This window comes from Streptomyces sp. NPDC007157 (genome assembly GCF_040634235.1).
Lineage (GTDB): Bacteria > Actinomycetota > Actinomycetes > Streptomycetales > Streptomycetaceae > Streptomyces.
Genome location: NZ_JBEYFE010000012.1, coordinates 241,927 through 264,985 on the forward strand (window position 1 = coordinate 241,927; position 23,059 = coordinate 264,985).

16 protein-coding genes are annotated in these 23,059 nt (G+C 72.9%); 11 read left to right on the top strand and 5 right to left on the bottom strand.

The window, feature by feature from the left end; genetic code table 11:
• Nucleotides 1-40: 40 nt before the first annotated feature.
• Entirely contained in the window at nt 41-910 is an 870-nt protein-coding gene (locus ABZ642_RS23250; protein ID WP_360487191.1) for an SMP-30/gluconolactonase/LRE family protein, read from the bottom strand.
• Nucleotides 907-1,680, bottom strand: a complete 774-nt coding sequence (locus tag ABZ642_RS23255; RefSeq protein WP_360487194.1) for an IclR family transcriptional regulator — start codon at nt 1,678-1,680, stop codon at nt 907-909. Before ABZ642_RS23255 ends, ABZ642_RS23250 begins: the two co-directional genes overlap by 4 nt.
• Before the next feature lie 166 nt (nt 1,681-1,846).
• On the opposite strand from ABZ642_RS23255, the gene ABZ642_RS23260 reads away from it, so the two are divergent.
• Nucleotides 1,847-2,401, top strand: a complete 555-nt coding sequence (locus ABZ642_RS23260) for a hypothetical protein (protein WP_360487197.1) — start codon at nt 1,847-1,849, stop codon at nt 2,399-2,401.
• Here ABZ642_RS23260 and ABZ642_RS23265 read toward each other — a convergent pair.
• On the bottom strand, nt 2,382-3,254 hold the full coding sequence (locus ABZ642_RS23265) for a hypothetical protein (protein ID WP_360487200.1): 873 nt from the start codon (nt 3,252-3,254) through the stop codon (nt 2,382-2,384). The two genes, ABZ642_RS23260 and ABZ642_RS23265, sit on opposite strands and share 20 nt — an antisense overlap.
• Before the next feature lie 157 nt (nt 3,255-3,411).
• Between ABZ642_RS23265 and ABZ642_RS23270 the strand changes: the two genes are divergently transcribed.
• From ABZ642_RS23270 to ABZ642_RS23280, 3 genes are all read left to right on the top strand, one after another.
• Nucleotides 3,412-4,479, top strand: a complete 1,068-nt coding sequence (locus ABZ642_RS23270; RefSeq protein WP_360487203.1) for a MerR family transcriptional regulator — start codon at nt 3,412-3,414, stop codon at nt 4,477-4,479.
• Nucleotides 4,480-4,600: 121 nt separating this feature from the next.
• Entirely contained in the window at nt 4,601-6,058 is a 1,458-nt protein-coding gene (locus ABZ642_RS23275; protein WP_360487339.1) for an acyl-CoA synthetase, read from the top strand.
• Nucleotides 6,051-7,451 carry a carboxyl transferase domain-containing protein gene (locus tag ABZ642_RS23280; RefSeq protein ID WP_360487206.1) on the top strand — a complete coding sequence of 467 codons (1,401 nt, stop codon included), beginning with the start codon at nt 6,051-6,053 and terminating at the stop codon, nt 7,449-7,451. The genes ABZ642_RS23275 and ABZ642_RS23280 overlap by 8 nt, the downstream gene beginning before the upstream one ends.
• Here ABZ642_RS23280 and ABZ642_RS23285 read toward each other — a convergent pair.
• On the bottom strand, nt 7,414-11,031 hold the full coding sequence (locus ABZ642_RS23285) for a S8 family serine peptidase (RefSeq protein WP_360487209.1): 3,618 nt from the start codon (nt 11,029-11,031) through the stop codon (nt 7,414-7,416). The genes ABZ642_RS23280 and ABZ642_RS23285 overlap by 38 nt on opposite strands.
• Before the next feature lie 467 nt (nt 11,032-11,498).
• Between ABZ642_RS23285 and ABZ642_RS23290 the strand changes: the two genes are divergently transcribed.
• Complete coding sequence (locus ABZ642_RS23290; RefSeq protein ID WP_360487212.1) at nt 11,499-12,536, top strand: rod shape-determining protein; 1,038 nt, start codon at nt 11,499-11,501, stop codon at nt 12,534-12,536.
• Between the two features lie 122 nt (nt 12,537-12,658).
• Nucleotides 12,659-13,195, top strand: a complete 537-nt coding sequence (locus tag ABZ642_RS23295; RefSeq protein WP_360487215.1) for a hypothetical protein — start codon at nt 12,659-12,661, stop codon at nt 13,193-13,195.
• A 39-nt stretch (nt 13,196-13,234) separates the two neighbouring features.
• On the opposite strand, the gene ABZ642_RS23300 is transcribed toward ABZ642_RS23295, so the two are convergent.
• Nucleotides 13,235-14,152 carry a DUF4231 domain-containing protein gene (locus ABZ642_RS23300; protein ID WP_360487218.1) on the bottom strand — a complete coding sequence of 306 codons (918 nt, stop codon included), beginning with the start codon at nt 14,150-14,152 and terminating at the stop codon, nt 13,235-13,237.
• Between the two features lie 277 nt (nt 14,153-14,429).
• On the opposite strand from ABZ642_RS23300, the gene ABZ642_RS23305 reads away from it, so the two are divergent.
• The 5 genes from ABZ642_RS23305 (at nt 14,430) to fxsT (ending at nt 23,043) form a co-directional block, all read left to right on the top strand.
• A complete protein-coding gene (locus tag ABZ642_RS23305; RefSeq protein WP_360487221.1) occupies nt 14,430-14,588 on the top strand; it encodes a hypothetical protein in 159 nt (52 codons plus the stop codon).
• A 158-nt stretch (nt 14,589-14,746) separates the two neighbouring features.
• Nucleotides 14,747-16,903, top strand: a complete 2,157-nt coding sequence (gene fxsB, locus ABZ642_RS23310; RefSeq protein ID WP_360487224.1) for a radical SAM/SPASM protein FxsB, inactivated metallohydrolase extension form — start codon at nt 14,747-14,749, stop codon at nt 16,901-16,903.
• A complete protein-coding gene (locus ABZ642_RS23315; RefSeq protein ID WP_360487227.1) occupies nt 16,896-17,702 on the top strand; it encodes an AAC(3) family N-acetyltransferase in 807 nt (268 codons plus the stop codon). Before fxsB ends, ABZ642_RS23315 begins: the two co-directional genes overlap by 8 nt.
• A 113-nt stretch (nt 17,703-17,815) precedes the next feature.
• The gene (locus ABZ642_RS23320; protein WP_360487230.1) at nt 17,816-19,117 is read left to right on the top strand and encodes a TIR-like protein FxsC; all 1,302 of its coding nucleotides are present in this window, start codon (nt 17,816-17,818) and stop codon (nt 19,115-19,117) included.
• Entirely contained in the window at nt 19,114-23,043 is a 3,930-nt protein-coding gene (gene fxsT / locus ABZ642_RS23325; protein WP_360487233.1) for an FxSxx-COOH system tetratricopeptide repeat protein, read from the top strand. Before ABZ642_RS23320 ends, fxsT begins: the two co-directional genes overlap by 4 nt.
• Nucleotides 23,044-23,059 lie beyond the last annotated feature (16 nt).

Genomic DNA, 23,059 nt, shown 5'->3' on the forward strand with positions numbered 1-23,059 from the left:
CCCCACGCACCCGCAGCCGAAGCGACGGCCGAGGCAACCGCTACCCCGCGAACGCCGGTTGGGCAACTCCCTTCCCGGCCCCCGGAATCACCAGCAGCGCCCCCGCCGTCGGATGCGGCCGGTCCAGCCCGACCCGTGCCGTCGTGACGTACAGGTCGGTCAGATCGGCACCCCCGAACGCACAGGCCGTCGTGAGCGACGCCGGCAGGCTGATCACCCGGTCCAGCTCGCCGTCGGGCGTGTAGCGGCGCACCGCTCCCCCACCCCACAGCGCCACCCACACACAGCCCTCCGCGTCCACCGTCAGCCCGTCGGGGAACCCGGCACCCTCCTCGATGGTCACCAACGGGCGCCGGTCGACGGGGAGTTCGCCGTCGTAGTCGAAGACGTCCACCCGGCGCGTCGGCGTGTCGACGTAGTACACGCGGGTGCCGTCCGGGCTCCAGCCCGTCCCGTTGCTGACGGTGACATCGGGCAGCAGGGTGGTGACCGAGCCGTCACCGGTCACCCGGGACAGCGTGCCGCCGCCCACCGTCTCGTCGTAGCGCATGGTGCCCGCCCACAGGGAGCCGTCCGGCGCCACCGCCGCGTCGTTGGCGCGGCGGCCGGGGACCGGCTCGCGGTGCAGCCAGCGGAACGTGTCGTCGGGGTCGAGGAGGCCGACGCCGTCGCGGAGGTTGAGGACCAGGCCGCCGTTCGCGCGGGGCTTGACCGCGCCGATGTGCTGCTCGGCGGTGCGGATCGTGCGGCGGCCCGTGGCCGGGTCGTACGTGTGGATCCGCGCGCCCAGGACGTCGATCCACAGGAGCCGGCCGGTCGCCGCGTCCCACGTCGGGCCCTCGCCCAGCGTCGCCTCCGCCGCCACCGCGACCTCGTACGCCGTGTATGCCGTGCCGCGTCCCGTCTTCATGCCACGCTCCGGTGGCCGAGGCGCTCGGAGAGTTCGGCGGCGCCCTTGGCCGCGAGCTGCTCCAGCTCGACGCGGCGCTCGTCGCTCCAGCGGATCATCGGGACGGAGATGGACAGCGCCGCGACGACCTGGCCGGTACGGTCGCGGACCGGCGCGGCGACACAGGAGACGTCCGGGTTGGACTCCCGGCTCTCCACGGCGACGCCACGCGCCCGGATCCCGGTGAGGGCCTCGCGCAGCGCGCCCGGCTCGGTGATGCTGTTCGGGGTCATCGCGACGAGGTCGGCGTCGTCCGGGATGCGCGCGGTCAGCTCCGGCTCCGGCAGCGAGGCCAGCAGCATCTTGCCGACCGAGGTGCAGTGGGCGGGGAGCCGGCGGCCGGCGGCGGAGACCATGCGGACCGCGTGCGTGGAGTCGACCTTGGCGATGTAGATGACGTCGGTCCCTTCGAGGATCGCCACATGGACGGTCTCGTCACAGGTCTCGGCGACGGACCGGGCGACCTGCTGGCCCTCGGCGGCGAGGTCGAGCTGCTCGGCGTACCGGCTGCCGAGCTGGTACGGGCGGACGCCGAGCCGGTATCGTCCGGGCTGTCCGGGTACGGACACGATGTACGACCGGGCGGAGAGCGTGGTCACCAGCTCGTGCACGGTGGTGCGCGGCAGCTGGAGTCTGCGCACTATGTCGGGGGCGGAGAGAGTCCCGTCCCCGTCGAGGAAGAGCTCAAGAATGTCGAGAGCCCGGGTCACGGCAGGCACGAGGCGTCCCACGTCCGGCCCCCTCCCTTGGGTCTAGGCGCCGGATATCGTCGGAAGCTGCGGGAGCCGTTCGAGATATCAACAGGCGATCGGCATGACGAACACAGGCTAGCCATCGGGGATTGCCCGGGCAATGGCCGGGAACCAGCCGGGTAGCGGTATGTGCACCATGGGTGGCATGCAACTGGACTTCCAGCTGGTGCTGCTGCGCCGTATGGCCGACCACAACCCGGACCTGGTCGAGGACGCCCGGCGCGCGCTGGGCGCGTCGATCGCGGACATGCGGGAGGCCAACAAACGGTGGCAGGCGATGGCCCGCTCGCCCCGGTCCCGCTCGGCGGCCGCCCGCTACCGCTCGGTCCTCGGGCCACCGCAATGGGAGACCAAGCGCACCGTCGGCGACCTGGAGTGCGCGGCCTGGCAGTGGCCGGTCCCCCTCTGGCCCACCCTGCGCTTCGAGGTCATGGTCGCCCCCGGCGGCGCGGTCTGGAACGAATGGCTGGTCCGCGCCCCCGACGCCCCCGCCCCGAGGCTGGAGTCCTACGACGACCTCGCCCCCTGGTCCTGCACGGTCGACGAGGCCGCCCGCGCGTTCGCCCCCGCCCGCCCCCTGGAGGGCACGGCCCCCACCCGCTGGGGGCTCACCTTCAAGGTGCCGGACGGCCGTCAGGTGGTCGCGGAGTTCACCTGGGGCCTGTTGCAGCGCACCGCGGTCATCGACGAGCCGCGCTGAGGATCGCCTCCGCCACCCCGGCCACCGAGCCGGGGTGCAGGAACAGGAACAGGTTCGGCTCGACCAGCTCCAGCTCCATCACCTGCGGCTGCCCGTCCGCCCCGTCGACCAGGTCCACCCGGGCGTACAGCAGCTCGGGCGCCTCCGGCACGGCGGCCAACGCACGCTCCGCGACCGCGAGTTCGGCCGGGTCAGGGGTCCACCGCGCCAGGTCGGGGTGGGCGACCTTGTCCGCGTCGTAGGCCGTGCCCGGGGTGAGGACCGCCCGCTTGCGGCTGGCGTGCAGCAGCCGCCCGCCGAAGAACTGCAGCGCCCGCTCACCGCTGACGTCGATCCCGGCGACGTACGGCTGGACCACCGCGGTCAGCCCCTCGTCGTGCATCCGGGCCAGGTGCCGTACGGCCGTCCCGTGCTCGTCGGGCGTGTAGCGGGCGGCGAACCGGGCGCCGGCGCCGAAGGTGGGCTTGACGACGAAGTCGCGGTCGGACGGCAGCTCGACCGGGTCGCCCGGCGCGAGATACCGGGTCGGCACGACGGGCACACCGGCCGCCGCGAGATCACCGAGATACCGCTTGTCGCTGTTCCAGCGGACCACGGCGGCCGGATTCGCGATCCGGGTCGCCTTCCCCACCCGCTCCACCCACGGCAGGAACTCCGCCGTGCGCCAGCTGTAGTCCCAGGTGGAGCGGATGACGACCAGGTCGAAGGCGCCCCACGCCACGTCGGGGTCGTCCCAGGGACGGGCGACGGCGTCCGCCCCCGCGGCGGTCAGCGCGCGCAGGAGCACCGGCAGGTCCTGGTCCTTGCTCGGCTCCGCGCCGGGGTCGTAGGTGGCGAGGGCTATTCGGGGCACGGCGGGGGCTCCCTTGTCCTGGTGGCGGCGGGTGTTCCGGTCCGTCGCAGGCTAACCACTCCTGCCCGCCGTACCGCAACCGCGACCGCCCTGTTGACCTTCACCTTCGGTGAAGCCCCAGCATCGGTGGCAGACGTCGAGGAACACGAGGTACGGCATGAAGTGGCTGACCATCGGCGCCTTCGCGAAGGCCTGCCGGCTGTCGCCGAAGGCACTGCGGCTGTACGACGAGCTGGATCTGCTGCGGCCCGCCCGGGTCGACCCGGACACCGGCTACCGGTACTACGCCGTCGAGCAGCTCGAACGCGCCCGGCTGGTGGCCTGGCTGCGGCGGCTGGGGATGCCGTTGGCGCGGATCCGCGAGGTGTGCGGGTTGCCTGCCGGCCGGGCCGCTCAGGAGATCCGGGCGTACTGGGCCCGGGTCGAGGCGGAGACCGCCGTACGGGCGGACCTGGCCGCGTTCCTCGTCGACCACCTGTCGGGAGAATCGAGAAGGGAAACGACCACCATGCTGGAGTTGCGTTACGCCGCCCACTCGGACCGGGGGCATGTCCGGCCGGCCAACCAGGACACCGTGTACGCGGGGCGCCGGCTGCTGGCCGTCGCCGACGGCTGCGGGGCGGCCGGGGCCCGGGCCAGTGCCGCCGCCGTGGACGCGCTGAAGTTCCTGGAGGACGCCGAGCTGTCGGCGGGGACCGTACTGAACCTGCTGGAGGACGCGGTGCGTTCGGCGGACGAGGCGGTGCGGAACGTGGCGGAGGGGGACACGGATGCCGGTACGACGCTCACCGCGCTGCTGTGGACCGGGTCCCGGCTGGCGCTGGTGCACATCGGGGACTCGCGGGCGTACCTGCTGCGCGACGGGGAGCTGTTCCGGATCACGCACGACCACAGTGTGGTGCAGGCGCTGATCGACGAGGGACGGCTGACCCCGGCGGAGGCCGCCACCCATCCACAGCGGATGCTGCTGGCCAAGGCGCTGTCGGGGGGCGAGCCGGCGGTACCGGACCTGAAACTGCACGAGGCCCGGGACGGCGACCGGTACCTGCTGTGCTCGGACGGACTGAGCAGGGTGGTCTCCGATCAGCGGATCCGGGAGTTGCTGAGCGGCGACGGCCCGGCGGACGCGGTGCGGGTGCTGGTCGAGGCGGCCAACGCGGCGGGCGGGGACGACAACGTGAGCGCGGTCGTCGCCGACGTCGTACCACGCGCCCACCCGCTGTGATCAAGGTCGTGGGTGGAGTGGGGGTGGGGCGGCCCCGGAGGGCGCCGGCTGGTGTAGGAAGGGGCTGTCGAGGTTCCGACCGGTGAGGAGTCGTCGCGTGTCCTTTCTGTTTCCGGCCCTGGTGGGCGGTCCGGGCGAGCACAGCGAGACGGGGGTCCCCCCGGCCGAGGTCCGGGAGAGGGTCGCCCTGCGGTTCGGCGCGCGGTCGCTGACGTACGGGCAGCTCGCCGCCGCCGCGGGCGCCCTCGCCGGCCCCCTCCGGGACGCCGACCGGGTCGCCGTCTGGGCGACCCCGGAGCTGGAGACTGCCGTCGCCGTCGTCGGCATCCTGCTGGCCGGCAAGGCCGCCGTACCGCTCAACCCCAAGTCCGGCGACAAGGAACTCGCGCACATCCTCTCCGACAGCGCCCCGGCCGCGGTGCTGGCCGCCCCGGGGGCCGAACTCCCCGCGGCCGTGGCCGGACTGCCGCGTATCGACGTCGACGTGCGGGCCGCCGGCCCGGTCCCCGAGGACCGCACCACCGAGACCGACCCCGCCCTCGTCGTCTACACCTCCGGCACCACAGGACCGCCCAAGGGCGCCGTCCTCCCGCGCCGGGCGCTCGCCGCCACCCTGGACGCGCTCGCCGACGCCTGGCAGTGGACCGGGGACGACGTGCTGGTGCACGGGCTGCCGTTGTTCCACGTGCACGGGCTGGTGCTGGGGATTCTCGGGCCGTTGCGGCGTGGTGGTTCCGTGCGGCACCTCGGGCGGTTCGACACCGAAGGCGTGACCCGCGAGCTGACCGACGGCGCCACCATGCTGTTCGGTGTCCCCACCATGTACCACCGGATCGCCGAGGCGCTGCCCACCGACCCCGCGCTGGCGAAGGCCCTCGGCCGCGCCCGGCTGCTGGTCTCCGGGTCGGCCGCGCTGCCCGTCCACGACCACGAGCGGATCGCGGCCGCGACCGGGCGCCGGGTCGTGGAGCGGTACGGCATGACGGAGACCCTGATGAACACGAGTGTGCGCGCGGACGGGGAGGCCCGGGCGGGGACCGTCGGGGTGCCGCTGCCGGGTGTGGAGCTGCGGCTGGTGGAGGAGGACGGGACGGCGCTCGCCACGTTCGACGGGGAGACCGTCGGGGAGATCCAGGTGCGTGGTGCGAACCTGTTCACCGAGTACCTCAACCGGCCCGACGCCACCGCCGCCGCCTTCACCGCCGACGGCTGGTTCCGCACCGGCGACATGGCCGTGCGTGAGCCGGACGGCTATGTGCGGATCGTCGGCCGCAAGGCCACCGACCTGATCAAGAGCGGCGGTTACAAGATCGGGGCGGGTGAGATCGAGAACGCGCTCCTGGAGTATCCGGGGGTGCGGGAGGCCGCCGTCACCGGGGAACCGGACGCGGATCTGGGCGAGCGGATCGTCGCCTGGATCGTCCCGGTGGATCCGCTGTCCCCGCCCGGGGAACGGGAGCTGGCGGACCATGTCGCGGGCCGGCTCGCCCCGCACAAGCGCCCGCGGGTCGTCCGCTACCTGGACGCCCTTCCCCGCAACGACATGGGGAAGATCATGAAGCGGGCCCTGGGTGGCTGACAACCGGCCGGTCCGGCTCTCCGCCCGGCAGTTCCTCGACCTCGTCGCCGACCCCGGCACCTTCGCCGAACTCCCGCACCCGGCACGGGAGTCCCGACCCGACGGCCCCCTCGGCTGGCAGGGTTACGACGCCTCGCGCGCCCGCGCCGCCGGGCGCACCGGCGAGGAGGAGTCCGTCGTCGTCGGCACCGCGCGCGTCGAGGGCACGGCGGCCGTGCTGATCGTGTTCGAGTTCGGGTTCCTCGGCGGTTCGCTGGGCGAGCGGACCGGGGACCGGCTGGAGGCGGCGTACGCGCATGCCCGCGGGCACCGGCTCCCGGTGGTCCCGCTGGTCGCCACCGGCGGCAGCCGGATGCAGGAGGGCATGCTCGCGCTGTCCCAACTCCAGCGGGTGGCACGGCAGTCGGCGCTCACCCGGGAGGCGGGGCTGCCGCAGATCGCCGTCCTGCGCGATCCGACGACCGGCGGCGGCTGGGCCACCCTGGGCGCCGGCGCCGATGTGATCCTGGCGCTGCCCGGGGCGCAGGTGGGCTTCGCGGGCTCCCGGGTCCGGCCGCCGGACGCGGACCCGGCGGCGTACACCGCCCACGCGCAGCTCGCGGCCGGGTCGGCGGACGCCGTGGTGCCGCTGGAAGAGCTGAAGGCGGCGCTCGGGCTGTGGCTGCGGCTGCTCACCAACCCGGCCACGGCCCCCGCCGACCCGCCGGACGCCCTGGGTGACACCGGCCTGCCCGCCACCGGATGGCAGGCCGTCCAGCGGGCCCGGTCTCCGCGACGGCCGCGCGCCCAGGCCTACTTGGACGCCTGCTTCGGGGACCGCCGGACCGCCCTCGTCGGCGACCGGTGCGGCGGCGCGGATCCGGGCGGGATGCTGTGCGGGTTCGGCGAGCGGGACGGCCGTACCGTCGCCTTCGCCGCGCAGACCGGCACGGCGACCCGGCCCGCCGGATACCGCACCGCGACCCGCCTGATACGTCTCGCCGACCGGCTCGGGATCCCCGTGCTGACCCTCGTCGACACCCCGGGCGCCGCCAACGACGCCGAGGCGGAACGGCAGGGCGCGGGCGCGGCGATCGCGGAGCTGTTCGGCGCGGTGGCGGCGGCCCGGACGCCGATCACCACCCTGGTCATCGGCGAGGGCGGCTCGGGCGGAGCGCTGGCGCTGGCCGCGCCCGGCAACACCTGGGCCACGCCCGACAGTTACTTCTCGGTCATCGCCCCGGAGCTGGCGGCGGCGATCCTCAAACGACCTCCGGAGGAGGTCGAGGCCACCGCCGGCCAGCTGCGGATCCGGCCGCAGGACCTGGTGGAGCTGGGGGTGATCCGGGGCATCACGGGTCACCCCCGGCCCCGAGTCACCTCACTCCCACCGCCCGGACGATCTCCTGGGTGACCGAGCCGCCCCGGTCGTCGCTCGCCGAGGCGCGCAGCGAGACGTACCCGGCGTCGCGTGGCACCGCGAGCACACCGTGCCCGGTACGGGTGAGGGGGACGTTCCGCCAGGAGGCGCCGTCGTCGTACGACACCGCGAGGCGCGGACCGCCGAGGGTCCCGGTGCCGGTCGCCCCGGCCACGTACGAGGCGCCGAGCCCGACCGGGATCCGGTGGCCGCCCCTGACGTCCCCCGCGAGGTCGGTGTCGACGTCGAAGGCGAGGTTGATCAGCGGGAGGTAGCTCCAGTGGTCGTCCGGGGTGGCCGCCGACCGGAAGGTCCACTCGGCGTGACCCCAGGTGGCGAGCGGCCACCTGTCGGCGTCCAGGGCGGTGTCGGTGACCACCCGGTAGGTGTGCTCGTCGGCCGGCGCGTCCCACACGTACGCCCCGGAGCCGGTGCGCCGGTCGACCAGGGTGCCGTCCTGGTAGACCGAGGTCTGCTGGGTCATCCCGCTGTCCTCGCTCCACGCGTCGCCGAAGCCGGTGTGGTCGGGCCCGGAGTCGCCCCAGCCCGGGGTGTTGAACTGCAGCTCGTTCCCGGCGCGTTGCTGGCCCCAGCCGAGTCCGGTGCCGAGCCAGGGATGCCACACCGGGCGGAACCAGTTCAGCGTCGGCCGTGATCCGCCGGTGTACGTCACCAGTCCGCTGCGCTCCTCCAGCGTGCCGTCGCCGACGGTCACCGACTCGTGCCAGCGCTGGCCGGGTCCGGTGGAGACGTAGTCGGTGCGCTCGGCCGGGAAGTCGACCCGCTGCTGGAAGCCGAGGCCGACCGGGAAGGCGTCGGTGATCGAGTACCGGAACTCGCCGCCGCCGACCGGCCGCGCGGCGTGGAACTTCACGTCCACGGCGGCGAGTTGGCGGCGGGTGGGGGCGTAGGTCAGGTTCCGGTCCGGTATCGCGCCCCGGTGGCCCTCCGAAAGGTCGTACACATAGGGCGAGTTGCGGGTGCCGGTCATGTCCACCCGGCCGGCCGCCCGCAGCCGGGCCGCGTCGGCGGCGTTGACCGTGGCTATCTGGAGCGGCCGGTCGGCGTCGTCGTCGGTGCCCCACCAGGCCATCAGCCGGCCGGGCGTGTCATCGGTGACGAACAGTGCCCTGGCGCCCGCGTCCTGCGCGGCCCGGGCCAGGGCGGTGGGGTCGGCGCCGGCGGCGAGACGGGCGAGGACCGCCTTGCCCGCCACACCGGTGAAGGGGCCGTCTCCGACATCGACGAGCGGCAGCCGGGTACGCCCCTCGACGAGCGTTCCGCCGGACTGCACGGTCGCCTCGCCGATCCCCTTCACCGCCAGCAGCGGCTTCGCCAGCCGCCACACGGTCCGGTACTCGAAGGTGCCCCGGGTGACCTTCGCGGTCGGCGCGGCGAAGACGCTGTCGTAGGTGAGCGGCACCTGGACCGCGCCGAAGAGGTCGCTGCCGTTCGCGTTCCGGTCGTACTCCATGAGCAGCTGGTCGGTCTCGGTGCGCCGTTCGGTGACGGCCCTGATCTCCCGCAGCTTGCGTCCGTCCAGGGTGACTTCGCGGTCGCGGTCGAGGGTGATCCCGGGGGCCGCGAGGAAGCCGAGGCCGAGGGAGTCGGCGCCGTGGCTGCCGTGCACGTCGAGGAAGGAGGTGAGGCTGTAGGTGCCCGGCCGGAGGCGGAGCCTGAGGGTGCCGGAGTCGCCGACCTGGGCGGGCTCGGCGTCGGACCCCTCGGCCAGCCGCTGTACGACGAGGTCGGCGGCGCTGGCGGCGCCGGACCGGTCCTTGACGTGCACGGTGAGGGTGTACCGCTCCTCCTCCTTGACCAGCCCGAAGACGGTGTGCGCGACGGGGGTCCCGGTTCCGGCGAGGGCAGCCACGATCTGCCCGCTGGTGTTCCCGACCGCCGCGTCGGCGCCGTTCCCGGTCACGGTGGTGGTGGCGGTGCCGTGCGCCGGGACGGTGAGGGTGCCGTCGGCGAGGGTGACGAGGCCGTCCGGGGCGCCCCGCGCCGTCAGGTCCAGCCGCACGTCCGCGTCGGAGGTGTTGGTGTAGGTCAGCGTCCTGGTCACCGGCTGGTCCGCGTCGTACGGCCAGCGGTAGAAGCCGAGGTCGGCGCTGCCGGTCGCGGTGACCTGCGCGCTCACCGCACCGGCGACGTCGACCCGCCCCGCGCCCAGCACGTAGGCGGAGGCGTCGAGCTGCTTCGAGGTGGACATCAGGGCGTCCTTGAGCTGGGCGCCCGTCCAGTCGGGGTGTTCCTCGGCGAGCAGCGCGGCCGCCCCCGCGATGTGCGGGGTCGCCATCGACGTACCGCTCATGGTCGTGTAGTAGCCACTGCCGGAGGTGAGCTGGGAGCGGGCGGCGAGGATGTCGACGCCGGGGGCGGAGAGGTCGGGCTTGAGGGCGTTGTCGCCGTACCGGGGGCCCGCGCTGGTGAAGTAGGCCGCCTGGTCGTCCGCGTCCACCGCGCCGACGGTGAGGGCCGCGTCTGCGGCGCCCGGCGAGCCGATGGAGGAGGGGGCTCCGGTGTTGCCCGCGGCGACGACGAACAGGGCGCCGGTCTCGGCGGCCAGGGTGTTCAGGGCCTCGGCCATCGGGTCGGTGCCGTCGCTGGGCTCGGTCGAGCCGAGGCTCATGGAGATCACCCTGGCGTGCACGTCCCGGGCGGCCCACTCCATGCCGGCGATGATCTGGGACTCGCTGCCCGATCCCTGGTCGCTGAGCACCTTGCCGACGGCGAGGGTGGCCCCGGGCGCGACGCCCTTCTCCTTTCCGTCGGAGGCGGCTCCGCTGCCGCCGACGGTGGAGGTGGTGTGGGTGCCGTGGCCGTTGCGGTCGGCGATGTCCTCGCCGTCGATGAAGCTCCTGGTGGCGCCGGTCCGGCCGGCCAGGTCGGGGTGGGTGAGGTCGGCGCCGGTGTCGAGGACGGCGACGGTGACGCCCTTCCCCGTGTAGCCGGCGTCCCAGGCGGCGGCCGTGCCGATCTGTGCGTTGCTGTCGGCCATGGTGGCCTTGACCCGGCCGTCGAGCCAGACCTTGCCGAGGCTCTTGCGTGCCGTGAAGGTCCGCCAGAAGGTACGCCCCCGGTCGGCGTCGACGGCGGCCCCGCGCAGACTGGGCAGCGCCCGGGTCCGCTCGGCGCCACGCACGGCGGTGGCCCCCTTGTGGTAGGTCACGATCAGCGGCAGGGCATCGCTCCCGGCATCCGTGAGCCCCTGCCGGATCAGCCCGCTGACGTCGAACAGCCGCCGGTCCAGGGTGCCTTCGCGCAGATAGGGCAGGGCTTCGTCGGGTACGACGGTGATGTCGCCGTCGTCCACCTGGGTACGGACGGCACCGGTGGCGCCGGGCGGCCGCTGGACGGTGACCGTCTTCTTGCCCTGTCCCACGTCAGTGACGGTGACCTTGTCGCCGGTGACCAGGGTGACGGTGGTGTCGCTCGCGGGCGAGCGGACGGCGGTCGCGGCCGCCGACGCTGTTGTCGTCGCTGTCGCTGTCGCCGTTGTCGGGAGCAGGCCGATCACGAGGCCCGCGGACAGCAGGGTCGTCCCCCGCCCGATGGTTCGTCGTCTTCTCATCCACGCCTCTTCTCGAAGGATGCGATCAGGTGCGTCGAGTGCTGGGAAGAGTGTCACGGTGCCGGTGGGGCAAGGGAGTTGAGCGGTGCTGGCGGGAAGGCGCCCGGGCGGGTTTCCGCCACGGCGCCGGCACAGGGGGTGTCGCGTCCGGCGTTCGGCGCTCGTCACCGACCGCGCTCCCCGCACGGCGCCCGCGTACCTGCGCCCGCGCGGGCCGAAGCCGAGCGGCAGGCGCCCGGCAGGCCGGCGTTCCCCTCTTCCATGCCGCTTCCAGGCCGGCGGCGAACCCGGCCCGCGTCCCCTCCTCTAAGCCGCCCGCGCCCTACTGGCCGGGAAACCCCCCGTTCAGCCGCGCCCCGCCCGGCCCCCTCCCGAAGGCGCGCCGTCGGATTCCCCCGGAGGATGCGAAGCAGGCCGCCGACCGGCGGTACCACCCCGTACGGCCCGCGCACTCGGGAGGATCTGCCGTGACCGTCAGTCTGGAGCAGTTGCGCCGCTGCCATTTCGCCGTCGATCTGGGGGCAGCCCGTACCCGGGTGTACGTGAAGGGCATGGGCCTGGTCGTCGACCAGCCTTCCGTGGCCGCCGTGAACACCCGGACCGGCGCCCTGATCGCGGTCGGTGAGTTCGCGGAGAAGATGACGGGCCGGACACCCGACTACATCCGTGTCGTACGGCCCGTCTCCGGCGGTACCGTCGTCGACATCGAGATGGCCCAGCGGATGCTGCGGCACCTGCTCGGCGACAAGATCCGCCGATCCCTGCGCCGCAAACCCCGGCTGCGCGCGGCCGCCTGCACCCCGCACGACGCCGACCCGCTCGCCCAGCGGGCGACCATCGAGACGCTGGCGGGGCTGGGCGCGCGCAAGGTGGAGCTGGTCGACACGCTCATCGCCGCCGCTGTGGGATGCGGGATGCCGGTGGAGCGGCCCGAGGCGACCATGATCCTGGTCTGCGGGGCGGCGGCCACACAGGTCGCGGTGCTCTCCCTCGGGTCGATCGTGTGCGCCGAGCGGCTGCCCGTCGGCGGCGAGGCCGTGGACCACGCGATCGTGCAGCATCTGCGGCACGAGCACGCGCTGATGCTGCCGAGCCAGTCGGTACGACCCCTGCAACTCGCCCTGTCCGGGAACGGCCTCACCCCGTACGGGCCGGCCTCCACCGAGATCCACGGGCGGGACGTGGCCACCGGCCTCGCCCGCAGCGTGCGGGTCGACACCGCCGCCGTTCGTGATGCCATCCAGACGCCGCTCACCGGGGTGCTGGACGTGATCGGCAAGGTGCTGCGGGACTGCCCGCCCGACCTGGTCGCCGATCTCGCCGACCGCGGGATCATGATGGTCGGCGGCTCGGCGCTGCTCCCCGGTTTCGACCAGTTGCTGCGGCAGGCCACCGGTATGCCGGTGCACATCGCGGAACGGCCGGACGTGTGCGTCGTGCAGGGCATCGGCGCGATGCTTGAGGGCCGCATCGAGCCGCTGGTACTGGGCCCGCTGGCCGCCTGAACACCGGTCCGGCCGCCCCCGACGACCGGGCACGGCACCGGTGTGAGCCGATGCGCCCCCTGCGCACCTTGTCACCCCTCGTTTAGGGTGGACTCACCGATGGTGACGGGAGGGGACGTTCCGTGACAGCCGATCTCACCGAGTACCTCGCCGAGGCGACAGTGGTCCCCCGACTCACCGTCACCCGCGTCGGCGTGACCGGACACCGTGCGATCCCCCCGTCCGTGCTGCCCCTCGTCCACGCCGCCCTGCGGCACCGATTCAGCCGCCCCGACGTGGAGTTGGAGGCGCTGAGCTGCCTCGCCGCCGGCACCGACCAGTTGTTCGCGGAGATCGCCCTGGCCCACGGCATCCCGGTGACGGCCGTGATCCCGGGCATGGACTACGAGGCCCATCTGGACGACGACGAGGCGCGGGCCGCGTACCGCAGGATCCTGAGATCCTGTACGACCCGCGTCGACCTGCCCGTCCAGCCGACACCCGAACAGGCCTACTTCGCGGCAGGCCGCTGGATCGTGGATCACTCCGACCACCTCGTCGCCGTATGGGACGGCCGCCCGGCGCGCGGCCCGGGCGGCACCGGCGACGTGGTGGCCTATGCGCGGCGCAGGGGGGTGCCGGTGACGGTGCTGTGGCAGCCGGGAGTGCGGCGGGACTGAGGCCGGTCCGCGGGCCCGCCGTGGGGTCGTGAGGGGGCATCAGGTGCCGAAGCGCACCAGCCATTCGGTGTGCGCGGGGGACATCAGACGCTCGGCCTCCCCCACGGCCTCGGCCCAGCCCTCCTCCGTGACCGTCGTGGTCATGGCGATCCGGGCGGTCTCCAGATCCTGCTCGATGAGGGAATGGGCGTACGTCAGGGGGCCGTGCCGCCGTACCTCCTGCCAGGCGACGCCCCCCGCGGCGGCCGCACTGAGCAGCCCCGCGAGGTCCGCGCCGCCGAGCAGGCCGACGGTCCGCAGCAGGGCCGCCGCCAGGGCGAGCAGGGTGAGGGCCGCGGTGACGGTCGACCAGCGGGCCGCGGCGTGGTGCGCGCGTGCGGCCCGGTTCTTGTACCAGACGGCCTGCTCCAGGAGCCGGTCGCGCAGGTAGAGGTCCCGGCGGGCCGCGTACGACTTGGCGCGCTCCGCGCGCATGCGCGGCGTGATCTGTCCCCCTCCCCGCTCCACGGTTTCGCCGCGGGAGTCCTCCCAGCCGCATTTGCGCAGCTCGCGCAGGCGTTCTTCGAGGCGCTCCGCGAACACCGCGTCCGGGTCCGCGACATGGGAGTGGAACGGGCCGCCGTGCACCATGTACTGCCAGGCCAGCGACTTCAGCAGCTCGGCGGCTGCTCGGTGCGCCTGCCAGTGGGCGCGGGACCGGCGGCGCGAGGTACTCAGGCCGAGGGCGATCGTCAGCCCGTACAGCACGGCGGCGAGCACCGTCATGACATGACCGGATGCCTGCTCGGTCAGGACGGCGGCCGTGGTGGCCAGAAGAAGCAGGATCAGGTGCGTACGCACCGCCCGGAACGAGTCACTCTGATGGCGTAACGCCCACTGATCACTCACTCGGAACAACGGCGGCAGATCCTGATCGCCGAGCGTGGTGCTCGGTACTGGAGTAGCAGCGGCCCCCATGACGCCCCCCGAATTCCCTGCGCGCCCCCGAAGGCATTCGCGCGCCCCCGAAAAACCGGCTTGAGAACTCCATGAGTACGGAAACCAGCTCCGTGCACAAGACGTTCGCCGGGCCTTCCTGGTATAGGGTCCGCATCATCGGGACCGGACTGGCTCGACGATTCGCGCTCCCTTGGGCAACGCAGGGCCGACCACCACGACGGGAAACCCGAGTCCACGACCGTTCCCACCATCGAACCGGAGCGACGAAACCATCATGATGCGCAACGTGACGCCCGTGAGGCACCCTTCCCGCACCACCGCGCCGGCCGACCGGCGCACCCGTCTGGCGGACATCGACCCGCACGCCGCCGCCACGGCGCGCACCGCGGGCCGCGTGACCGACGTCCCCGACCGCCGTTCGGGTCGGCCGATCACGTTCAACTCGGCGTCCTGACCGGGACGACGACGCGAGAACGTCACACGGACGGGGGTGCGCCCGGCGGACAGGCCCACCGCTCGCACCCACGTCAATGAGCCGATGGGCGTCAACGCGCCCCCCGGGCAGGTGGTTTGGCCTGCCTGAGGCAGGGGAAGTCTGACAGACTGCCTCCGGTGACGAGCCAGGCGCCCGACAGCCCACCTCTGAGACAGCTGGTCCTCAAGATCCACAGCAGGTGCGATCTGCTCTGCGACCACTGTTACGTGTATCAGCACGCCGACCAGAGCTGGCAGTCCCGGCCGACCTTCATCCAACCGGAGACCGTGCGTCTCGTCGCCTCCCGGCTGGCCGAGTACGCCGACGCGCGGGCCCTGGAGTCCGTCTCGGTGATCCTGCACGGCGGCGAGCCGCTGCTGGTCGGCCCGGCCCGGCTGCGGGACATCTGCGAACAGCTCGCCCGCGCCCTCTCCCCGCTGACCACGCTCGACCTGCGCATGCACACCAACGCCGTCACCCTCAACCGCCGCCACCTGGACATCTGCCGGGAGTTCGGGGTCCGGGTCAGCGTGTCGCTCGACGGCGACCGCGCGGCCAACGACCGGCACCGGCTCGACCGCAGGGGACGCAGCAGCTACGACCGCGTGGTCCGCGGCATCCGGCTGCTGCAGGAGCCCGAGTACCGTCACCTGTTCAGCGGAATACTGTGCACGGTGGACGTGGCCAACGACCCCGTGGCCGTGCACGAGGCCCTCACCGAGCTCGCGCCGCCCCGGATCGACTACCTGCTTCCGCACTCCACCTGGGACAGCCCGCCTCCCAACCCGTTCCAGACCGACGCTCCCTACTCCGACTGGCTGCTCGCGGTCTTCGACCGCTGGGAGCAGCAGGGCCGCCCGATGCCGGTGCGGACCTTCGACTCGGTGCTCAGCACGCTGCGCGGCGGGCCGCCCCTGACCGAGGCGATGGGGCTGGCGCCCAGCGACCTCGCCGTGATCGAGACGGACGGCACCTTCGAGCAGGCCGACTGGCTGAAGACCGCGTACGCGGGAGCTCCCGAGACGGGGTACGACGTCTTCCGGCACGGTTTCGCGGAGTTCGGCGCGCACCCCGGCGTCAGGGCCCGGCAGTCGGGCGTCGACGGGATCAGCGACACCTGCCGCCGCTGTCCGGTGGTGGGGTCCTGCGGCGGCGGACTGTACGGGCACCGGTACAGCTCGGAGAACGGCTTCGACAACCCCAGCGTCTTCTGCGCGGATCTGCGCTCCCTGGTCGAGGGCATCGCCGACCGGGTGACCGACCGCTCCTTCTCGCCGGCGGTGCTGGGATCCACCCGGCTCTCCTGGGCCCAGCTCGAGCTGAACCGGGTGCTGCTGCGCCGGGTACGGGAGCACCTGGCGTCCGAGCCGGGCCGGGCGGACGCCTGGCGGCTGCTGCTGGCCCTGGACGCCGACCCCGAGGCCGCCCCGAAGCTGGACGAGGTGCTTGCCCACCCCTACGTGCGCACCGGTCTCCAGCGCTCCCTGCGCGGCCCCGCCGACACGGCCCGGTTCATGTCCCTGGCCGCCGCCGCGGCCCTGCGGGCAGGTGCGCGGGCCACGCTGTCCTGGGAGCAGCCCGGCCCCCGCCTGCACCTGCCCACCTGGGGCACCTACCGGCTGGACGCCCCCGGCCGGATCGAGGTCACCGTGGCGCCGGACGCCTTCCGCGTGCGCGGCCAGGGCGGGCACGGCACGGATCCCGACGGGACCTGGGTCCGGCTCGACGAGGTCCCGGCCTCCGCGCGCTGGCGCCCGCTCGGGCGGCTGCTGGGCCAGGACGGGCCGCTCGTCGACGACGCCGACCCCTACCGTGACTGCTATCCCGTCCCCGTCGCCCCGCCGCTCGCCTGCGGCGAGTTCACCGAGCGGCTGAGCCGGGCCTACGAACTGCTGGAGAAGGAGGCTTCGGACCGGCCCGCCGACCCGGACGCGTTCCACCCCACCGTCCTCACCCCGCTGGAGGCGGGCAGTGGTCTGATGCTCGGCGCGCACGGGTTCGGCGCGCTGGGCGTTGCCGTGGACGTGACCCCGGAGAGGTTCGCCCGGGAACTCCCGCGCATCGGCCGCCGGGCCAGGCTCACCGCTCTGCGCGAGACGGCCGACCTGCATCTGCCGGGCAGTCCCGCGGGCGCGCTGCTCGACCGGGCGAACGAGGAACTGGGCCGGCGGGCGTACGAGACGGCGGCAGGCGCTCTCACGGCGCTCACCCTGCTGCCGGAGTCCGAACTGACCTCGACGGGTGCGGTGTTGGTGGCGCGCATGTGGTCGCAGTGGGCGGGCCGCCGTGGCTGAACAGCCCAGTGCCGTCGGAAACGACGCGGCACGGAGGGAAGAACTGGCGCACCGGCTGGGATCGTTGGGCGTCCGGCGTGGCGGGGTGCTGATGGTGCACGCCTCGCTGAGCGGAACCGGGGCCGCCCCGGAGCTGGTCCGGGACGCGCTGCTGGCCGCGCTCGGCCCCGAGGGCACCCTGATCGTGCCCGCGTTCACGCCCGAGAACTCCGACACCTCCCGGGCCTACCGGGAGGCCGTCGCGGGCATGGGCGTGGCGGAGGCGGCCACGTACCGCGAGACGATGCCGCCCTTCGACCCGGACGCCACCGGGTGCCCGACGATGGGGGCGCTCGCCGAGTGCGTGTGGTCGACGCACGGGGCCGTACGCAGTGCGCATCCGCAGACCTCCCTGGCCGGACTCGGCCCGCGGGCACGGCAGTTGCTGCGGTGGCACCCGCGCCGCAGCCATCTCGGCAGGCTCTCCCCGATGCGGCGGCTGTACGCTGCCGACGCCCAGATCCTGCTGCTGCGGGTCGGGTTCGAGGTGTGCAGCGCGTTCCACTACGCCGAGTACCTCACGCGCCCCAGGCCGCCCCGGCGTACGTACCGGTGTGTGGTGGGCGACAAGGGAAACTGGGTCGAGTACCGGGATCTCACCCTGGACGACAGCGACTTCGGGGAGATCGGCTCCCGGCTGCCGCGCCGCATGCTCGCCGAGGCCGAGTGGGCCTCGCGGGCGGTCGTGCTCTGCGCCATGCGGGACGTGGTGGGCCACGCCAAGGGACAGATGTCTGGATATCGCCGGGCTTTGGCCTGAAAACAGTGAACCGGAAGCGGCGTCCGTCGGGCACATTGTTGAGTCCGGCGGAGGCACGCACCGGCGACGGGGGCGGTCCAGCGGCTTGCCGACGGGCAGGGGGACGCGCGGACATGGGGGAACGGGTGCAGGATCGGGTTCCGGACAACCGGCCCTATTTCTTCCTCTCGTACGCCCACACCCCGCAGTGGGGCCCGGACAGCGGGGACCCCGACCACTGGGTACGGGTACTGTTCAACGACCTGTGCAGCCACATCATGGCCCTCACCGACCTGCCCGGGGGTTCCCCGGCCGGCTTCATGGACCGGGAGATGCGTTCCGGGGAGGGCTGGCCCGAGAAGCTGAGCGAGAACCTCGCCGCCTGCCGGGTGTTCGTGCCGCTGTTCTCGCCGCGCTACTTCACCAGCGAGATGTGCGGCCGCGAGTGGTACGCGTTCCACGAGCGGATGCTGAACGCCAGGACCACCGGGACGGCCACCGCCTCGGCCATCGTGCCCGCCCTGTGGACCCGCGTCGACATGCGCGAACTCCCGGACTCCGTGAGGCACATCCACGTCGAGGACGCGTCGTCGGGCGGGCGGTACCTCAACAAGGGGATCTACGGGCTGATCAAGCTCAGCCGGCTGCACGACGAGTACGACGAGACCGTGCTCGGCCTCGCCGAGCGCATCGTGCAGGCGGCCCGCGAGTCCGGGCTGCCGCCCGGACGCCCCCGGAACTACGAGAACACGCCGAGCGCCTTCAAGCCGCGCGGCACCGGACCCCGGCACATCCGGCTGACGGTGGCCGCTCCCACCGAGGACTCCGTGCCCGAGCAACGCGACACCGGGCCGTACGGGGACGACGCGCTGGACTGGAACCCGTACCAGACCGAGTCGACACGGGCGCTGTCCGCGCATGCCGAGGAACTGATCCGCTCCCTGGACTACCGGGTGACCGTCGCCGCCTTCGACGACGAGCACCCCGGGGAGGAGCCGCAGACGTCCGGGGACCGGCAGCCCGGCATCCTGCTCGTGGACCAGTGGGCGCTGACCGACGAGGAGCGCCGGAGCAGGCTGAAGACGTTCGACGCGTACGCCCGCCCGTGGGTGAGCGCGATCGTGCCGCGCTGCCGGACGGACCTGCAGAACCACGGGGAGCAGGGGCGCCGGCTCGCCGAGGAACTGGAGCGGGTGATGCCGACGATCCTGGAGCGGGCCCGGCGCAGCGACACCCGGATCGCCGTCAACGGCGTCCCCACACTCAAGTCCTTCACCAGGGTGCTGCCCGAGGTGGTCGCCTACACGACCCGGCAGTTCCTGAAGAACGCGGAGGTCCGACTGCCGCCGGGCCCGCACGTCCCCAGACCCCGTCTGGCGGACCCCCACCCGCCGTCCGACCCGGACACGGGAGACGACCCCGGAGGAGAAGCATGACGGCCGCAAGAGACGGACGCATCATCACCTTCTACTCGTACAAGGGCGGCACCGGACGGACGATGGCGCTCGCCAACACGGCATGGATCCTCGCCGCCAACGGCAAACGCGTCCTCGCCGTGGACTGGGACCTGGAGGCCCCGGGGCTGGACCGCTTCTTCCACCCGTTCCTGGATCCCAACGTGCTCGCCGCCACCGGGGGCGTCCTCAACATCCTCCAGGACTACGCCTGGGCGGCGACGGACGGCATCAGCCGCACGGGCCCCTGGCACCTGGAGTTCGCGGACGTCGAGCAGCACGCCGTCTCGCTCTCCCCCGAACGGCAGGGGCTCGGCTTCGAGAACGGCGGCTCGCTCGACTTCCTCTCCGCGGGAAAGCAGTTCCGCGCCTACTCGGGCACGGCGTCCTCCCTGGAATGGGACAACTTCTACGACCGCCTCGGCGGCGGCATGTTCCTGGAAGCGCTGCGCGACAGCATGAAACGGTCCTACGACTACGTCCTGATCGACTCGCGCACCGGGCGGTCGGACACCGCGGACATCTGCACCCTCCAGATGCCCGACCTCCTCGTCGACTGCTTCACGTTCAGCGACCAGGCCCTGGACGGCGCCGCCGACGTGGCGTACAGCGTCGGCGACGAACACCGCAAGCGGCGGATCCGGGTGCTGCCCGTGCCGATGCGCGTCGACGACGGCGAGAAGGACAAGGTCGAGGCGGGCCGCGCGGTGGCCCGGACGAAGTTCGCCGGGCTCCCGAAAGGGCCGGGCGGGGAGCGGCTGAGCGCCGACGAGGTCACCGCCTACTGGGGCAGCGTCGAAATACCGTACAAGCCCTATTACGCGTACGAGGAGACGCTCGCGGTCGTCGGGGACAAGAAGGGCGACCCGAAGTCGCTGCTGGCCGCGTTCGAGCGGCTCACCGCGTTCGTGACCGACAACGAGGTCACCGCGCTGCCGCAGATCCCGGACTCGGTGCGGCTGCGCTGCCGGGACGCGTTCGTCCGGCGCCGGCCGCAGACCTCCGAGATGCGGGTGGCGATCGCCTACGCGGCCGAGAACCGGATGTGGGCCGAGTGGGTCGAGTCGCTGCTGAAGCGGGCGGGCTGCGCCGTCGTCCTGCACGACCTGGTCACCGGACCGCTCAGCAGTTCCGCCCCCGGCACCCGCGCCCTGGTGGTGTGGTCCAAGGCGCTGTACGACTCCCGGCACACCGAGTTCCTGCTGGGCCCGGCGGCCGGCGGCGACGGGCTGCCGGGATCACTGATACCGGTACGGGTCGACGAGATCCAGCCGCCGGAGTCGTACCAGCACCAGACCGACCTGGTCGACCTCCACGGACTCGACGAAGCGGGATGCGAGGCCGCGCTGCTCAGCGCGCTCGAACTGCCCGCGCAGCTGCCGAAGGGCGGGCCCGCGGCGCCCCGGTTCCCCGGTCATGTCCCCGACCACTGGAACGTGCCGCAGCGCAACAGCACCTTCACCGGCCGGGGGTACATCCTCGAAAAGGTGCGGGAGCAGCTGCGCAGCGGCATGACCGCCGTACTGCCCCAGCACCAGGCGCTGTTCGGGATGGGCGGGGTCGGCAAGACACAGATCGCGCTGGAGTACGTGCACCGGTTCGGCGCCGACTACGACCTGGTGTGGTGGGTGCCGGCCGAGAACGTCGACAACGTGGTGGCCTCGCTCGCCGAACTCGGCTCCCGCATCGGCGCACCCGGCGGCGAGGACATGGCGCTGGCCAGCAAGGAAACCGTGCGCATGCTGTCCCGGGGCAACCCCACCAAGCGCTGGATCCTCGTCTTCGACAACGCCGACGACCCGGAGGGTCTCGCCGGTTACATGCCCACCACCGGCGGCGGCCACATCCTGGTCACCTCGCGCAACCAGGCGTGGTCGGACAAGGGACAGACGCTCCAGGTCGACGTCTTCCAACGGCAGGAGAGCGTCGACCACCTGTCCCGGCGCGCCCCGGGGCTCAGCCGGACGGAGGCCGACCAGGTCGCGGAGGCCGTCGGCGACCTGCCGCTCGCGGTGGAGCAGGCCGGCGCCTGGCTGGCCGAGACCGCCATGCCCACGGCCGAGTACCTGCGCCGCCTCACCGAGGAGACCGCCGCGGTGATGGGGCTCAACCAGCCCTCCGACTACCCCGAGACGGTGGCCGCCACCTGGAACATCTCCATCGAGCGGCTGAAGGAACGCTCGCCCGCCTCGGTCCGGCTGCTGCAACTGTGCGCGTTCCTCGCCGCCGAGCCGATCTCCTCGGAACTGCTCTACGACAGCGACGAGATGCTCACCGCCCTCCGCCTGACGGAGAGCCTGCTGATCGGCCAACTGGTCCGGGAGATCGGCCAGCTCGCCCTGGCCAAGGTCGACCAGATCTCCCGCTCGATCCAGGTGCACCGGCTCGTGCAGGCGGTGATCCGCTCCCAGATGTCGGAGGAGGAGCGACGCGAGGCCCGGCACACGGTGCACGAGATCCTCAGAGGTGCCCGTCCCAAAGGCGACGAACCCACCGACAACCGCGAGAACTGGCCGCAGTTCGACATCATCTGGCCGCATCTGACCGCCTCCGACATCCGCAACTGCACCGAGGCGGAGCCGCGCCGGCTGCTCATCGACCGCGTCCGCTACCTGTGGAAGCGTGGCGAGTTCCCGCGGGCGCAGCGGCTCGCCGAGGAACTCCTCGCCCACTGGAAGGAACCCCTCGGCGAGGACGACGAGCAGTACCTGTACCTGCGCTGCCAGCTCGCCAACGTGCTGCGTTCCCAGGGGCTGTACGTCGAGGCTCGGAGGATGGACGACGACGTGCTCGGCCGGCAGCGCCGGCTGCTCGGCAACCGGCACCCGCACACGTTCATCACCACCTCCGGCCTCTCCAGCGACCTGGCGGCGCTGGGCGAGTACACCAAGGCGGTGGAACTGGCGAAGGAAGCGCACGACGGCTTCAGCGATCTCTTCTACGAGGCCCACCCGCGCACCCTGAACGCGGCCAACAACCTTGCGCTGGCGCTGCGCATGGTCGGCAGGTACCGGGACGCCCGGCAGATCGACGACGTCACCCTCAGCCGGCGCACCCAGGTCCACGGCGCCGATCACATCTACACGCTCTCGTCCGCGGAGAACCTCGGCCGCGACCTGCGCGAGGTCGGCGAGTACAGCGCGTCGGTGGCCGTGCTGTCGCGGGCGTACGAACAGCACAAGCGGGTGCTCGGCAAGGAGTTCCCGGGCACGCTGCGGTGCGCGAAGTCGCTCGCGGTGTCGCTGCGCCGGGCGGGCGAGCTGGAGGACGCGCGGCGGCTGACGTCCGCGACGCTGGAGCAGTACCGCTCGCAGTACACCGAGCCCACCCCGGACTGGCTCGCCTGCGAACTGAACCTCGCCGCCGACCTGTTCGCGGCCGAGAACCCGGAGGGCGCCCGCGACGTCGCCCAGAAGGTGCTCACCGAGTACGTGAAGAAGCCGGGCGAGGCCCACCCCTACACCCAGACCGCGATGAACAACCTCGGCGTCTTCCACTGGGGCTGCGGTGACACGGAGCAGGCCGAGGCGGTGTTCCAGAAGGTGCTGGAACGCATGACCGAGGTACTGGGCGCCCACCACCCGCACACCCAGTTCTGCTCCGCCAACTACGCCATCGTGCTCGCCGAGAGCGGCCGGCTGGAGGAGGCCTGGGAGCGGGAGCGACTCAGCATCGACGCACTGCGCGCCGACCTCGGCCCCCAGCATCCCGAGGCCCTGGCCGTCATCAACAACGGCGCCCTCACCCTGAGCGCCCTCGGCCGCCTGGACGAGGCCCGGACGCTGCGCGAGGAAGCCGTCAGGAGGCTGCAAGGGCTGCGCCAGCAACTCGGCGAGAACAACGGCATCACCCGCTTCGCCCTGGCGGAACGGCGGGTGTACCGGGACCTGGAGCCGCTGGCCGTGTGAGCGCACGCGGCCGGCG